General features: G+C 73.7%; 11 protein-coding genes. 7 read left to right on the top strand and 4 right to left on the bottom strand.

Going from position 1 to position 14388, the window contains the following annotated elements; translation table 11 throughout:
• Window positions 1-44: 44 nt before the first annotated feature.
• The 4 genes from ACWPXV_RS03025 to ACWPXV_RS03010 all read left to right on the top strand — a co-directional run bounded on the left by ACWPXV_RS03025 (window position 45) and on the right by ACWPXV_RS03010 (window position 3697).
• Window positions 45-590 carry a MarR family winged helix-turn-helix transcriptional regulator gene (locus ACWPXV_RS03025; protein ID WP_454083833.1) on the top strand — a complete coding sequence of 182 codons (546 nt, stop codon included), beginning with the start codon at window positions 45-47 and terminating at the stop codon, window positions 588-590.
• Window positions 591-617: 27 nt separating this feature from the next.
• Window positions 618-1634, top strand: a complete 1017-nt coding sequence (locus ACWPXV_RS03020) for a citrate/2-methylcitrate synthase (protein WP_454083892.1) — start codon at window positions 618-620, stop codon at window positions 1632-1634.
• Between the two features lie 124 nt (window positions 1635-1758).
• A complete protein-coding gene (serC, locus tag ACWPXV_RS03015) occupies window positions 1759-2868 on the top strand; it encodes a phosphoserine transaminase (RefSeq protein ID WP_454083832.1) in 1110 nt (369 codons plus the stop codon).
• 175 nt (window positions 2869-3043) lie between these two features.
• Window positions 3044-3697 (top strand): biliverdin-producing heme oxygenase, encoded by a 654-nt coding sequence (locus tag ACWPXV_RS03010; protein ID WP_454083831.1) that lies wholly within the window; start codon window positions 3044-3046, stop codon window positions 3695-3697.
• A 97-nt stretch (window positions 3698-3794) separates the two neighbouring features.
• Here ACWPXV_RS03010 and ACWPXV_RS03005 read toward each other — a convergent pair whose 3' ends face one another.
• Entirely contained in the window at window positions 3795-8504 is a 4710-nt protein-coding gene (locus tag ACWPXV_RS03005) for an HtaA domain-containing protein (protein WP_454083830.1), read from the bottom strand.
• Between the two features lie 11 nt (window positions 8505-8515).
• Window positions 8516-9289, bottom strand: a complete 774-nt coding sequence (locus ACWPXV_RS03000; protein WP_454083829.1) for a hypothetical protein — start codon at window positions 9287-9289, stop codon at window positions 8516-8518.
• A 121-nt stretch (window positions 9290-9410) separates the two neighbouring features.
• Here ACWPXV_RS03000 and ACWPXV_RS02995 point away from each other — a divergent pair, with 121 nt between their 5' ends.
• Genes ACWPXV_RS02995 through ACWPXV_RS02985 form a run of 3 tightly spaced genes read left to right on the top strand, consistent with a single transcriptional unit; the run spans window position 9411 to window position 12483 of the window.
• Window positions 9411-10550 (top strand): heme/hemin ABC transporter substrate-binding protein, encoded by a 1140-nt coding sequence (locus ACWPXV_RS02995; protein WP_454083828.1) that lies wholly within the window; start codon window positions 9411-9413, stop codon window positions 10548-10550.
• Window positions 10547-11671 carry a FecCD family ABC transporter permease gene (locus ACWPXV_RS02990; RefSeq protein ID WP_454083827.1) on the top strand — a complete coding sequence of 375 codons (1125 nt, stop codon included), beginning with the start codon at window positions 10547-10549 and terminating at the stop codon, window positions 11669-11671. The genes ACWPXV_RS02995 and ACWPXV_RS02990 overlap by 4 nt, the downstream gene beginning before the upstream one ends.
• On the top strand, window positions 11668-12483 hold the full coding sequence (locus tag ACWPXV_RS02985; RefSeq protein ID WP_454083826.1) for a heme ABC transporter ATP-binding protein: 816 nt from the start codon (window positions 11668-11670) through the stop codon (window positions 12481-12483). The genes ACWPXV_RS02990 and ACWPXV_RS02985 overlap by 4 nt, the downstream gene beginning before the upstream one ends.
• Before the next feature lie 276 nt (window positions 12484-12759).
• Here the strand turns inward: ACWPXV_RS02985 and ACWPXV_RS02980 are convergent, their stop codons facing one another.
• Window positions 12760-13683: a signal peptidase I gene (locus ACWPXV_RS02980; protein ID WP_454083825.1), complete on the bottom strand. Its 924-nt coding sequence runs from the start codon at window positions 13681-13683 to the stop codon at window positions 12760-12762.
• 53 nt (window positions 13684-13736) lie between these two features.
• Window positions 13737-14321 (bottom strand): alternate-type signal peptide domain-containing protein, encoded by a 585-nt coding sequence (locus tag ACWPXV_RS02975; protein WP_454083824.1) that lies wholly within the window; start codon window positions 14319-14321, stop codon window positions 13737-13739.
• Between the last annotated feature and the right edge of the window lie 67 nt (window positions 14322-14388).

The following is a 14388-nucleotide window of genomic DNA, read 5'->3' as shown; positions in this document are numbered from 1 at the left end:
TGGGGCCGGACTCGCCACCCTTAACACTAAGCACGCTTAGTAATATGATCGAGTCGCCCGAGGCGCGCAACCGGAAGGACATCGTGACCGACCGAGAGCTGGACCGCTCACCGGGAGCCGGGGGCACGCGCACCGCGACGGAGGGCGCGGCCTTCCCGCCGCCCGAGACCTGGCCGACCGGCCGGCTGCTGTCCGCGGCGGCCCGGCGCGTCGAGCGCGCCTGGGACGCCTACCTGGCCCAGTGGGAGCTCACGCACGCGTCGGTGCCGGTGCTCGTCGTCCTGGCGCGCGGCTCGCTGTCCCAGCGCGAGATCGCCGCGCAGATGCACGTCACCGAGCAGACGATCGGCCGGGTCCTGCGCGGGCTGCAGGCCAGCGGCCACATCACCCGCACCCCTCACGCCGAGGACCGCCGCCGGCACGTCGTCTCCCTCACGGAGGACGGCCGGGACGCGCTCACGGCCCTGGACCGGGCACAGTCCGTGGAGGCGCTCATCGGCAGCTCCCTCAGCCCGTCGGAGACCGCCCAGCTGCGGGCCCTGCTCATCCGGATGCTCGCCGACCTCCCCCGGACCGACGACCTGGGCTGAGGCGGGAGCGCCTACCATCGACGCGTGATGGACACCACTCCGCACCGGCCGATCTTCTCCCTCGGCCCCGACGACGAGCCGCTCTACCGCGGCCAGCCCGTGTCGGGGCTCCTGGACCGCCACGTCGAGTCGGTGTGGGGCCTTCTCGTCGACGACGTCGAGAACCCGGCCCTGCCACCCGCAGAGCCCTTCCCGCTGCCCGTGCGGACCGGGGACACCCGGGTGGACGTGCAGAGCGCGATCGCGCAGCTCGCCCCGGTGTGGGGCTTCCGGCCGCTGCTCGACATCACCCCCGCCCGCGCCCGGGACGACCTGGCCCGCGCCTCGGTGCTGGCACTGTCCTTCGTCGCGCAGTCCGCCCGCGGACCCGAGCTGGCGATGGTCCCGCAGCACGAGGTGCAGCAGGGCCGCTCGGTCGCCGATCGCTTCCTCATCCGGTGGCGCGGGGACACCCGCCCGGACCACGCCCGCGCCCTGGACGCGCTGTGGACGATCGTCGCGGAGGACGGCCCCGACTCCCCCTCGACGCTGATCGCCCGGACCGCGGCGAGCACGGGCGCGGACGTCGGCGCCTGCCTCGCGGGGGCGATCTCCGGGGTGAGCGGGCCGCTCGCCGCCGGAGCCGCGGCCCGCGCCCAGCAGGTCGCGGTGCGCGTGCACGACGGCGTGGACCCGGCCACGGCCGTGGACGACGCGCTGCGCGAGCGGGCGATGGTCCCGGGGCTCGTGCCGCGCGAGCGGGACCGGCGCGCGGCCATGCTCCGCGAGGTGTGCCGCCAGCTCGACGTGCGGCTCTTCGCCGCCGGCCGCGCCATCGAGGAGGTCGGCCGTGAGCGGATCGCCGAGGTGACCGGGCGCCCGTCGAGCGCCGACGTCAACTTCTGGGGCGCCCTGCTCCTCGATCACGTCGGCTTCGAGGCGAGGCTCTTCAACGCCCTCATCGTCTGCGGCCGCACCGCCGGCTGGTCCGCCCACATCCTCGAGGCCCAGAAGTCCCTCCACCCTGACCCGCCCCCGCCCCCGCTCCCCGCCCACGACAGCTGACTTGTTACCGACAGCCGACTTGTTCCCGACAGCCAGATCCCGCCCGGAACCGGAGCCGGAAACGCGGCCGTCCCGTCTGGACGCGGGACCCTCCCGAGCCGTCCAGGTGGGAGGATCGGGGACCATGACGATCCAGATCCCCGCCGAGCTCCTGCCCGCGGACGGCCGCTTCGGCTGCGGCCCGAGCAAGGTCCGCCCCTCCCACGTCGCGGCGCTCGCCGCCGTCGGCGAGACGCTGCTGGGCACCTCCCACCGGCAAGCACCGGTGCGCTCGCTCGTCGGCCGGGTCCGCGAGGGCGTGGCCGACCTCCTCGGGGCACCGGAGGGCTACGAGGTGGTCCTCGGCAACGGCGGGTCCACCGCCTTCTGGGACGCCGCCAGCCTCGGCCTGGTCCGCGAGCGCGCCGCCCACGCCGCCTTCGGGGAGTTCGGCCAGAAGTTCGCCGCCGTTACCCACCGCGCGCCCTTCCTCGCCGACCCGCACGTCGAGACCGCCGAGCCCGGCTCGCTCGCGACGCTCGGCCCCGTCGACGGCGTCGACCTCTACGCGTGGCCGCAGAACGAGACGTCCACCGGCGTCGTCGCCCCCGTCGAGCGGGTGGCCGACGACGGCGCCCTCGTCTGCGTGGACGCCACCTCCGCCGCGGGCGGGGTGCCGGTCGACCTCAGCCAGACCGACGTCTACTACTTCGCGCCGCAGAAGAGCTTCGGCTCCGACGGCGGGCTCTGGTTCGCCGTCATGTCGCCCCCGGCCCTGGCCCGGGTGGAGGAGATCGCGGCGAGCGGCCGGTGGGTCCCGGAGTTCCTGTCCCTGCCCGCGGCGGTGGAGAACTCCCGCAAGGACCAGACGCTCAACACCCCGGCGATCGCCACCCTCGTCCTCATGGCAGAGCAGCTGGACTGGATGCGCGACCAGGGCGGGCTCGCGTGGGCGGCAGGGCGCAGCGCGCAGTCGGCGCAGATCCTCTACCGCTGGGCCGCCGAGCGCGACTGGGCCACCCCCTTCGTCGGCGTGCCCGAGCACCGCTCCCCCGTCGTCGGGACGATCGATCTCGCGGAGCAGATCGATGCGGCGAGGGTCGCCTCGGTGCTGCGGGAGAACGGCATCGTCGACGTCGAGCCCTACCGCAAGCTCGGCCGCAACCAGCTGCGCGTCGGCATGTTCCCCGCCGTCGACCCCGAGGACGTCCGCGCGCTCACCGCCTGCGTCGACCACGTCGTCGCCGCCCTCTAGCACTCCCCCTTCCGCATATGGGCGATTCTTGCGGCGTCTGCGGGGATCTCGTTGCCGAGATCGCCCATATGCGGAGAGGGGGCTTACCTTCGTCTGATGAATTGCGCAACATGAGCGTCACGAAACTCGGCTAAGGTAAGGCTCACCTCACCGGCCGACCATCGAAGGAGCCCACATGAGTGCGCCCTCAATCGCCACTGCCCCGCTCTCCGCGCAGCTGCGCGAGCGCACGCGTGCCGCCCACGAGCGTGCGGAGTCGGTCCCCTTCATCACCGACCTCATGCACGGGCGCCTCGACCGGGCCGCCTACGCGGACCTCGCCGCCCAGCAGTACGGCATCTACGTCGCCCTCGAGGCGGCCAGCGCCGAGCTCGTCGGGGCCGCGCGCGGCTCCAGCCTCGTCTTCGCCGACCTCACCCGTACCCCCTCCATCGAGGCGGACCTCGCGTTCCTCCACGGCGAGGACTGGCGCGAGCGCATCGCCGTCCTGCCCGCGGCCCGCGCCTACGCCGAGCGCATCGCGCAGGTCGCCGGGGACCTGCCGCGGTACGCCGCGCACGCCTACACCCGCTACCTCGGGGACCTCTCAGGCGGCCAGGCCATCAAGCGGCTCGTCCAGCGCCACTACGGCCTGGGCGAGGAGGGCGTGGCCTTCTACACCTTCGCCGGCATCGCCAAGCCCAAGGTCTTCAAGGACACCTACCGCGAGCAGCTCGACGCCCTCGACCTCAGTCCTCTCGACATCGAGATGGCTGTCGAGGAGGCGACCGTCGCCTTCGAGCTGAGCACAGCCCTCTTCGCGGCCCTCGGCGAGCGGCACCACGCCTGACCTGCCCGACGACGAAGCCCCGCGTGGTCCTCCACGCGGGGCTTCGTCGTTCTCGGGCCTGGGCGACGGGGCCGCACCCGGGTGCGGCCCCGTCGGGTCAGGCGCGCTGCCTGCGGGTGGCGAGCACCAGGCCGGCAAGCAGGACGGTGGCCGCGAGGGCCGCGAGGGCCGCCGCCTCCGCACCGGTCTGGGCGAGGTTGGCGCCGGTGCCACCGGCGGTGGTGCCGGAGCCTGCGCCGTCGTCGTCGGTGTCCGTGCCGGCGCCTGCAGCCGCGACCGTGAAGGTCGTGTCGGCCACGGACTCGCCGTCGGTCACGAGGTCGATGCGGTGCGAGCCGAGGGCGATGTCCGCGGGGGCGGTCCAGCTCAGCTCGACCGTGCCGTCCTCTCCGACGACCGCCTCGGCGACGTCGAGCTCGCTGAGGTCGAGCTCGCCCTCCGCGACGGGGACGCTGAAGGTCACCGGGTCGAGCGCCTCGCCGGCCTCGTAGAAGTCGGCGAAGGCGGGCACGCCCGCGTCCGTCAGCCGCGCGGGCACGTCGGTCCCGACCAGCCGACCACCGGCCACCTGGACGGCGTCGAGGTCGAGCTCGGCGAGACGGACGCGCGGGTAGTCGACCACGCCGTCGCCCTGGAGCGAGCGGCTGGTGACGTCCGCGACGAGGTAGCCCTCGCCACCCTCGATGACGACGGACGGGTCCGTGATCGTCATCTGCAGCTGGGAGGCACCACCGATCTCGTGGCCGGCGAAGGCCACCTCACCGCCGAAGTGAGCGGTGCCGTCGGTCGCGTCCCCGTTGCCCCGGCCGTCGCCGAAGACGTAGCCGCCGGCGGTCTCGCTGGCCGGTGCCGTGACGGTCACCGAGCCGTGGGCGATGCTGCCGGTGATGTAGCTCCGGAAGGACTTCTTGACACCCCAGGTGAGGCCGCCCGGAGCGCCGGCGGCGTCGATGACGGCGCCCACGCGGGTGCCGGGCTCGAGACCGCTGCCGGTGAGGGTCGCCGTGGCGCCCTGCACCACCGGGTCCGGCGACACGGTGACCGCGCCACGCGTCGGCGCAGGCTCCTCGCCGGGCTCACCCGGCTCCTCACCGGGCTCCCCGGGCTCCCCGGGCTCGGACGGCGCGTCAGGCGTCACGGCGAGGACGGTGAGGGCGTCGCTCGCGAGCACCGCCCCGGCCTCGTCCCGCAGCACGACGGCGTAGCCACCCAGCGGGAAGTCCTCCGGCACGGTCCACGACCTGGTGAAGGAGCCGTCCTCCTCGACCGTGACGACGGCGATCTCCGTCGGCTCGTCGGTGGGGAGCGCGAGAGCGGCAGGGACGGCGCCCCCGACGGTGACCGCGACGCTCACCGGGTCCAGCTCGTCCCCGGCGTCGTAGAAGGTGCCGAACGCGGGGACGCCCGCGGTCGTCAGCGTGGCCGCGGAGGCCTCCGCCGTGACCTCGGCGCCCGCGACCGTGAAGGCCTCGGGGTCGAGGGACGCCAGCACGACGCCCGGGTACTCGACCGGCTCGCCGGTGCTCGTCGTGCCGGCGAACTCGCGGGAGGTCGCGTCGGCGACGAGGACGGCCGAGTCGGGCGTCACCTGGACGCGCAGGTTCTCGAGGAGGATGTCGAGAGCAGGGACGCCCTCGATCTCGTGGCCCTCGAACTGGACGCTGCCGGCGAAGCTCACGAGCGCGGCGCCGGCGGCCGGGTCCTGGGAGGCGAGCGTGGCGGGGAAGCGGAAGGTCCCGTCGTCGTTGCGCGTCACGTCCTCACTCGTCGTGATCGCGCCGTGGGCGATCGGGCTGGTGACGTAGGAGCGGAAGGACTCCTTGACGCCCCAGTCGAGGTGCCCGGTGGCCGGTGCGGTGCTCGGCGCGAGCTCGACCGTGACGTCCCCCGCGGGCAGGTCGCTGCCGCTGATGGTGACGACATCGCCCCGCTCGACCTGGCCCGGGTCGGCGACGACGGTCGGGGCGCCGGGCTCCGGGGTCGGCTCGACGGCTCCGGCGACGAAGGTGACCGGGACGAAGACGTCCTGGCTGCGGTCGGTGACGTCGACCTCGTCGGCGTCGCTGAGCTGGGCCGAGTTGAAGGTCGCGAGGTAGCACTGCACCTGGCTGCAGTCGTCCCCGGTGCCGGTGAACCAGCCGCGGACGGTGATCTCACGCTCGAAGCTGCCGAGCGCGTCGGTCGTGACGACCTCGTGCTGCAGCCACCCGGTAGGCGGCGGACCGACCATGACACCCTCCGCGGTCGGGGTGTCGGAGGTGAAGGCGACCGAGAGCTTCCGGTTCGGGGCGTAGCCCGTGCCCTCGACGGAGACGACCGTGCCGACGGTGATGTCCTCGGTGGGCGTCACCTCGAGCTGCGGCGTGCGCTCCGCGACGACGTCGAGCGGGACAGACAGCTCCTGCGCGGGGCTCTTCACGCCGCCAGCGGCGTAGGTGTAGACACCGAAGGTGCCATCCTGCGGCCAGCCGTCCTTCGGCTCGGTCACCGTGAGCTCGGCCGTGAAGGAACCGTCCTCGGCGATGTCCACCCACTGGCGACGGATCGCACCCTGGAAGGTCGGCGGCACCTGGTCCAGCACGTTCTCGGCCAGCGCCCAGCGCTGGTCACCGACAACCCGTGCCGAGGAGGGCACGTCGAGCGACGGCTGCCACTGCTCGGCAAACTTCCCGAGCACCACGTACGTGCCCTGCGGGAGCGTGCTCGGGATGGGCACGCCGCGCCCGCCGACGTTCGCGGCCGGGTCGAAGCCCGTGCCCTTGACGACGACGGTGTCCCCCTCCACCAGCTGGGACTCTCCGACGGGCTTGCCGTCGGCCGTGAGGACCTCGATCTGCGGCTCGGGCATGAAGTTGAGCGGGACGCTGAGCTCCTGCTCGGCGTTCGTCACGCCGCCGGCGGCATAGGTGTACACACCGAAGGTGCCGTCCTGGGGCCATGCCTTGCCCAGGCCACCGAGCGTCAGCTCGGCCGTGAACGAACCGTCCTGGGCGATGTCGACCCACTGACCACGGATCGCGCCCTGGAAGTTGGCGGGCACCTGGTCGAGGACCCCCTCGGCGAGCGCCCACTTCTGCGCCCCGATCACGCGGTTGGAGCTCGGCGCGTCCTGCGAGGGGCGCCACTGGTCAGCAAAGCTGCCGAAGACGACGTAGGTTCCTTGCGGCAGCGTGCTCGGGATCGGCACGCCGCGCCCGCCGACGTTCGCGGCCGGGTCGAAGCCCGTGCCCCTGACGACGACGGTGTCCCCGTAGGTGAGCATCGCGTCACCGACCGGGGTGACGCCGTCGGCGGCGAAGACCTCGATCGCGGGGGTCCACTCCACCGGTTCAGTCGGCTCGTCGACCACGTTGAGCGGCACCGACAGCTCCTGCGCGGGGTTCTTCACGCCGCCCGCCGCGTAGGTGTAGACACCGAAGCCGCCGTCCTCCGGCCAGCCCGCTGCCGGCTCGGTGACCGTGAGCTCGGCCGTGAACGAACCGTCCTCGGCGATGTCGACCCACTGGCGACGGATCACGTGCTGGTAGTTCGGCGGCACCTGGTCGAGCACACCCTCGGCGAGCGCCCACTTCTGCGCGCCCACCACGCGGGCGGAGGACGGCACGTCCTGCGACGGCTGCCACTGCTCGGCGAACTTGCCGAAGACGACGTAGGTGCCCTGCGGCAGCGTGCTCGGGATCGGGACGCCGCGGCCACCGACGTTCGCGGCCGGGTCGAAGCCCGTGCCCTTGACGACGACGGTGTCCCCGTAGGCCACCTCGGCGTCACCGAGCGGCGTCACGCCGTCGGCGGCGAAGACCTCGATCGCCGGCTCGAACGCCACCGGCTCCTCGGGCTCGACCGGCTCCTCCGGCTCGACCGGCGCGGCGGCGACGGTGAGGGTCGCGGCGGCGGTCACGGCGTCCGGCTCGGTGCCGTTGCTGAAGACGGCGCGCACCTGCAGTCCGTTCCGCTCCGCGGCGACGGCGGGAAGCGTGAGGTCGGTGGCCGTGGCGTCCGCGACGTCCTGCCACTCGGCGTCCGCGCCGGGGCGGGTCTGCCACTGGACAGTGGGCTCAGGCGTGCCGGTCGCGGCCGCGCTGAAGACCGCGTCGTCGCCGGTGTCGACCGAGACGTCCTGCGGCTGGACCGTGACCTGCGGGGCCACGGTGCTCGCCTCGAGCTCGACGCTGAAGCTCAGCGGGTCGAGCGCGTCACCGGCCTTGTAGAAGTTGGCGAACGCGGGAACGCCGTCCGCGGTGAGCGTGACCGGAGCGTTCACGAGGGAGGCGACCCCGTCCGCGACCGTCAGCGGCGCGGAGCTGAGGTCAATCGAGCCGAGCTCGACGTCCGTGTACGCGACGAGCTCGCCGACGGTCGTCGTGTTGACGAATGCACGGGAGGTGACGTCTGCGACCAGCGATCCCTCGTCGCCGTCGATGACCACCTGGACGTCCGAGAGGTGCACCTCGAGGACCGGCCCCTCGCCCTCGTCGTGCCCCGCGAAGGAGACGCCGCCGGCGAGGTCGACCCGCGCCGTCGTGCCCTCGACGCTGCCGCTCTCCGCGACGAAGCCGAAGCGCCCGTCGTCGAGCTGCTGGGCGGGCGCGACTGCCGTCACCGAGCCGTGCGCGATGGGCGAGGTGACGTACCGGCGGAAGGACTCCTTGACGCCCCACTGGGCGCTGCCGGACTCGACCGTCGCGGCGGGCTCGGCGGCGAGCGCCGTCGTGCCGGTGCCGACGACGACGGCGCCGGCTGCGAGCGCCGTCGTCGTGACAGCGGCGAGGGTGCGGCGCGCGCGGGCGCGCCAGGTCGTGGTGCTCATCAGGGTCCTGTCTAGGCGGAGTGACGACGACGGAGGCGGAGTGCCGCGACACCCGCGGCGAGGAGGAGCGCAGCGGCGCCGGCGATGATGCCGACGGTGACACCGGTGGTGGCGAGCGAGCCGTCGGAGTCGGCCTCGGCGGCGGCATCGCCGCCCGAGCCGGACTGCTCGGACCCGGATCCCGCGGCGGCGTCGGCGCCCGCGTCGGAGTTGCCGGTGGCGAAGGTCACGGGGATGCGGACGTCGGCGGAGCGGTCACCGCCGCGCGTGTGGTCGGCGCGGGTGCCGATGACGCAGCCGTTGGGGGCGACGGCGGGGTCGAGGCAGTCGGTGAAGGAGTCGGCGGCGGAGACGCTGAGGGTCACGGAGAAGGAACCGCGCCCCCCAGACTCGGTGAAGGGCTGGGCAAGTCCCTCGCCGTAGGCGGGCGGGTTGGAGGAGATCCAGGCGGAGGCACCGCCGGCGCCCTCCATGTCGACGCCACCGAGGCACGGGCCGGGCTGCTGGCCAGCCCCCTTGTCCACGCACAGCGCGACGTAGACGCCCTTGGAGGTGTCGAAGCCGGAGCCGCTCACCGTGACCTGCTGCCCGTCCGGGTCGAGGCCGCTCGAGGGCTCGACCGTCACCTGCTGGCCGTCGGGGCCGCTGGCGGAGGCGGCGGCCGCCGGGGCCGCGACGAAGAGGCCGCCCACGAGGGCGATGCCGGCAGCCAGCACGGCAAGAAGACGGCCGCGTGCGCGGCCGTCGAACTGGCCGTGGCCAGCAGGTTCAGGGGTCCGTGACATCTCTCTCCTCGTGGCACACTTAGGTAAGGCAAGCCTAATCGACGATTACGCTACGGGTACGTCACGTAAATTGTCCACCAGCGCACACACGCCCAGCGCACCCGCCCGTCCAAGGAACTTCATGACCCGCCTTCCCGCGCGCCTCGCGCTCGTCGCCGCTGTCGCGGCACTGACCCTCTCGGCGTGCGCAGGAGGCCCGGCGGAACCGGCTGGGACGACGACGGCGCAGACGGCGCCTGCGGCCGCGGAAACCGTGCAGGCGTGCGGCGACCCGGTCGAGGGTTTCGCCGTCACGCACGACCACGACGGCGAGCCGCTCCCCGAGCGCACCGCGAGCGGTGACGCGAGCCTGCTCACCGCGCCCACCACCGCCGTCGTGACGGATGACACCATCGACCCGGTGGCGACGGCGCCCGCGCAGCAGCTGCCCGTCACGGTCGAGTCCTGCGACGGCGCCGTCGTCGAGGTGGCGGACACCAGCCGCATCCTCGCCGTCGACCTCTACGGCACCCTCGCCGAGATCGTCTTCTCCCTCGGACTGGGGGACAACGTCGTCGGGCGCGACACCTCCACCGGCTTCCCCGAGGCGGCGGACCTGCCCGTCGTCACCCCCGGGGCGCACGACCTCAACGCCGAGGCGATCCTCGCCCTCAACCCGAGCGTCGTCCTCACCGACACGACCATCGGCCCCACCGAGGTCCAGCTCCAGCTGCGTGACGCCGGCATCCCGGTGATCTTCTTCGACGACACCCGCTCGATGGACACGATCCCCACGCACATCCGCGCCGTCGCCGGCGCGCTCGGTGTGCCCGACGCCGGTGAGGAGCTCGTCGCGCGCACCCAGCAGGAGATCACCGCGGCCCTCGACGACGCCCCGACCGGCGCCCAGTCCCCCGCCGTCGCCTTCCTCTACCTGCGCGGCGGCATGGTCCAGCTCCTCGGCGGTCCGGGATCCGGCGCCGACTCGCTCATCCGCGCCATCGGCGCGCGTGACGTCGGCACCGAGGCCGGCCTCGAGCGGCCCTTCACCCAGATCAGCGCCGAGACGATGATCAGCGTCCAGCCCGACGTCCTCCTCCTCATGAGCGCCGGCCTGGAGTCCGTGGGAGGCCCCGACGGCCTCTCCCTCGTCCCTGGCCTGGCGCAGACGGAGGCGGTGGCCGACGGCCGCGTCGTCGACGTGGACGACACCGTGCTCCTCAGCTTCGGACCGCGCACCGGCCGGGTCGTCACCGCCCTGGCCGAGGCGGTCTACGAGTGACCGCGACCGTCACCGCGCCTGCCGCCACCACCGCCGGGCGCGGCCGCGGCTGGTGGCTGCTCACCGGCACCGCCCTCGCGCTCGCCGTCGTGTGCGTCGTCGCTGCGGGCGCCGGGCAGCTGGCGATCCCCCCGGGGGAGGTCGCCGGCTCGGTGCTCGGCCGGCTCGACGGCGCCCTCGAGTGGCTGCTGGGCGGTATCGGCCTCCACGTCGACCTCCCGCTCGACTCCGTCACCGGCCCCCGCCACCCGCAGGGCGACGCCGCGCTGTGGCAGGTGCGCTTCCCGCGCATCGCGCTCGCCGTCGTCGTCGGGGCGGCGCTCGCGGTGGCCGGCGCCCTCATGCAGGGCGTCTTCGGCAACCCGCTGGCCGAGCCGGCCATCATCGGCGTCTCCCCCGGCGCGGCCGTCGGCGCGAGCCTCGCGATCGTCACCGGGCTCGACGTCCTCGGCACGTGGACGGTGCCGCTCGCGGCCTTCGTCGCCGCGCTCGCCACGACCCTGCTCGTCTACTCCCTGTCCCGCTCCGGCGGGCGCACCGAGGCCATCACCCTCATCCTCACCGGCGTGGCCGTCACCGCGATCGCCTCGGCGATCGTCGCCTTCAACACCTTCATCGCCAGCCCCACCGCCCGCGAGCAGATCGTCTTCTGGCAGCTCGGCAGCCTCAACGGCGCCCGCTGGCAAGCGGTCGGCGTCGTCACGCCCTTCGTCGTCGTCGGGATCGCCGTGTCCCTCCTCCTCGCCCGCCAGCTCGACCTCCTCTCGCTCGGGGACCGCTCGGCCCGGCACCTCGGGGTCAACGTCGAACGGCTGCGGGTCGTGGCGATCGTCGTCATCGCGCTCCTCGTCGGCGCGGGCGTCGCCTTCGCGGGCGTCATCGCCTTCGTCGGGCTCGTCGTCCCGCACCTCGTGCGGCTCGTCGCCGGGCCGGGCCACCGCCTGCTGCTGCCGGCCAGCGCCGTCGGGGGCGCGCTGCTGCTCACGGTCGCGGACCTCGTCGCGCGCACCGCCGTCCCCTTCGCCGACCTGCCCCTGGGCATGCTCACCTCGGTGGTCGGCGGACCGTTCTTCCTGTGGCTCATGCGCCGCATGCGCACGACCCAGGGAGGGTGGGCATGAGGCTCCTGCCGCGCCGCCCCCGCCTGCCCGAGCCGCTCGAGCGGGGCGAGACCGCGATCACCGTCGACGGCGCCCGCGTCGTCCTCGGCGGCGCCACGATCCTCGACGACGTGAGCCTCGGCGTCCGCGCGGGCGAGGTCGTCGCCCTCGTGGGCCCCAACGGGGCGGGCAAGTCGACGCTCCTCGGCGTGCTCAGCGGGGACGTCCCGGCGGGCGGCAGCGTGACGCTCGCCGGCCGTCCGCTCCGCGAGTGGTCGACGACGGAGGCCGCGATGCGCCGCGCCGTCCTCGTCCAGCGCGTCACCCTCACCTTCCCTTTCACCTGCCGGCAGGTGGTGGAGATGGGCCGCTCCCCGTGGTCACACACCGCCCGCGAGGACGACGACGACGCCGCCGTCGCCCGCGCGATGGAGCTGACCGAGACGACAGCTCTCGCCGACCGCACCTTCAGCTCGCTGTCCGGCGGTGAGCAGGCCCGCGTCTCGCTGGCCCGCGTGCTCGCCCAGTCCGCGGGCGTCGTCCTCCTCGACGAGCCGACCGCCGCCCTCGACCTCCACCACCAGGAGCTCGTCCTGGCCCTGGCGAGGGACCGGGCGGCGGCGGGTGACGCCGTCGTCGTCGTCCTTCACGACCTCAATCTGGCCGCGGGGTACGCGGACAGGGTGGCCGTGCTCGACCGTGGCCGCGTGGCCGCGGTCGGCGCGCCGGCCGAGGTGCTGCAGCCGGACCTGCTGTCCGGCGTCTACCAGCACGCCGTCGAGGTCCTGCCCCACCCCCGCACGGCGGCGCCGATCATCCTCGCCCGGCGCTAGGCCTGCTGCGCGGCGACGGGAGGGCTTACTCCGGGCGGATGAGAACGCCGAGGAACTCGTGGTTGACGAAGAGCCGCTCGCGTCCCACTTTGACGTCGTGGAAACGCGTCAACTCCCTCAACACACTTCGCCAACATGTCAACTATTGACTGGGAAACTTAACATGTAAACGAGTCGTGTCCAGTGTCTGTACATGACGCTCGTGCTGTACCTCTCGCAACACGTCGTCGTGCTGCTTGCCCCACCCGGCGAGCAACGCGCCGATCTCGCCCGGCGCTAGGCCTGCTGCACGGCAACGAGCTCACGCTCGGTCGCGTCGGCGAGCCGGTCGAGCTCGGCGAGGACCTCGCGCGCCATGGCGGCGTCCGCGGCGCGGCACGTGGCCGCCACCTCGGCGAGCCGGTCGGCGCCGAGCATCGACGCCGTGCCGCCCAGGCTGAGCGAGGCGTCGCGCAGCTCGGGGACCTCGCCGGCGGCGACCGCGTCGTGAAGACGGGCCACCCGGGTGGGGAGCATGTCGACGAAGCGCTCGACCATCCCGACGGCGGCCTCGTGGCCGACCTCGTCCTCCAGGCGGGTGAGGCGCTCGCGGTCGACGACCGGGCCGACGACGGCGTCCGCGGTGCGGCGCTCACGCCCGGCGCGGACCACCTGCAGGGCGGCGTAGCCGAAGAGTGCGGCGGCGATGACGGCCGTGCCGATCGCCTTGGTGTGACCGGACAGCGCGGTCGCGACGTAGCCGGCGGCGGGGACCCAGTAGCGGACCTCGCCGCGGACCTGCGTCTCGGTGACCTGCCACGGGTCGACGACGTCGTTCGCGTCGCCCTGGGTGCTGAAGGAGGGGCCCGCCGGGGTCTCGGCCCGCTCGACGATGCGGTGCGTGACGAGCGTGGGGTCGTCCGGGTAGGGCATGACGGTGATGACGTCCCCCACCTCGAGCGACTCGACGTCGGTCACCGGGGAGATGACGATCTGGCTGCCGGTGGGGATGGTCGGCTCCATCGAGCCGCTGAGGACGGTGAGCGGGGCCCACCCGAGCAGACGCGGGACCAAAATGAGGGCGCCGAGCAGGGCGAGCAGCGCCACGAGCAGCACCCCGGGGAGCACGCGGGTGACCAGCGTGCGCACGATGCCGGGGCGGCGCGGTGCCGGCTCGACGCGGTGCCGGGCGGGGGTGAGGGTGGCGGTCGCGGTGCTCATCAAGGTCTCCTGGTCGCTGCTGGGACGGGGCCGGTGCGGGTGGTGGGGCCGGGTCACTCGCCGGCGATGCGCGCCTGGGTGAGGGTGACGTCGAGGCCGCCGAGCGTGACGCTCTGGCCCTGGCCGACGAGGCCGGCGGTCGTCGCGTCGAAGGCGACGGTGACGGCGACGTCGAGGTCCTGGAGCTCGTCGTCGGCGACGACGGTGGTGGAGGCGCCCGCGACGGGGGTGCCGTTGAGGGTCATGGTCGTGCTGGCGGCGAGCTTGGAGAGGAGCTCGGCGTCGCCGGTGAGGCCCTCGAGGTTGTGGGCGACCGTTCCACGGAGCAGGTCACCCTGCGCGTCGACCGTCATGGTCTCGCGGTAGGTGAGGGCGTCGCCGGGGACGACGAGGTAGCTGCCGTCCTCGACGGCGGCCGTGACGTCGGTGCCGACGACGTTGGTCCACGTGCCCTCGCCGGCGGCGAGGTCGAGGACACCGGAGGTGATCGCGGTGTCGGTCGCGGCGGCCTCGGAGTCCGACCACTCGGCGAAGGTCGCGCCGCCCGCACCGAGCAGGACGACGCCGGCGGCGGTGGCCGCGATGGCCTTCCACGTGGTGGAGGTGAAGCGGGAGGTGGTGGTGGTGCTGCGAGCCATGGTGGTGTCCTCTCGGGCTGGTGCCGGTCCGTCCGGCGCTGAAGCAAATATCTGCCGCCGACCTCAG

It is taken from the genome of Georgenia sp. Marseille-Q6866 (assembly GCF_965111665.1).
The sequence above is the reverse complement of the archived record's forward strand: the minus strand, read 5'-3'. Positions and strand labels throughout refer to the sequence as shown.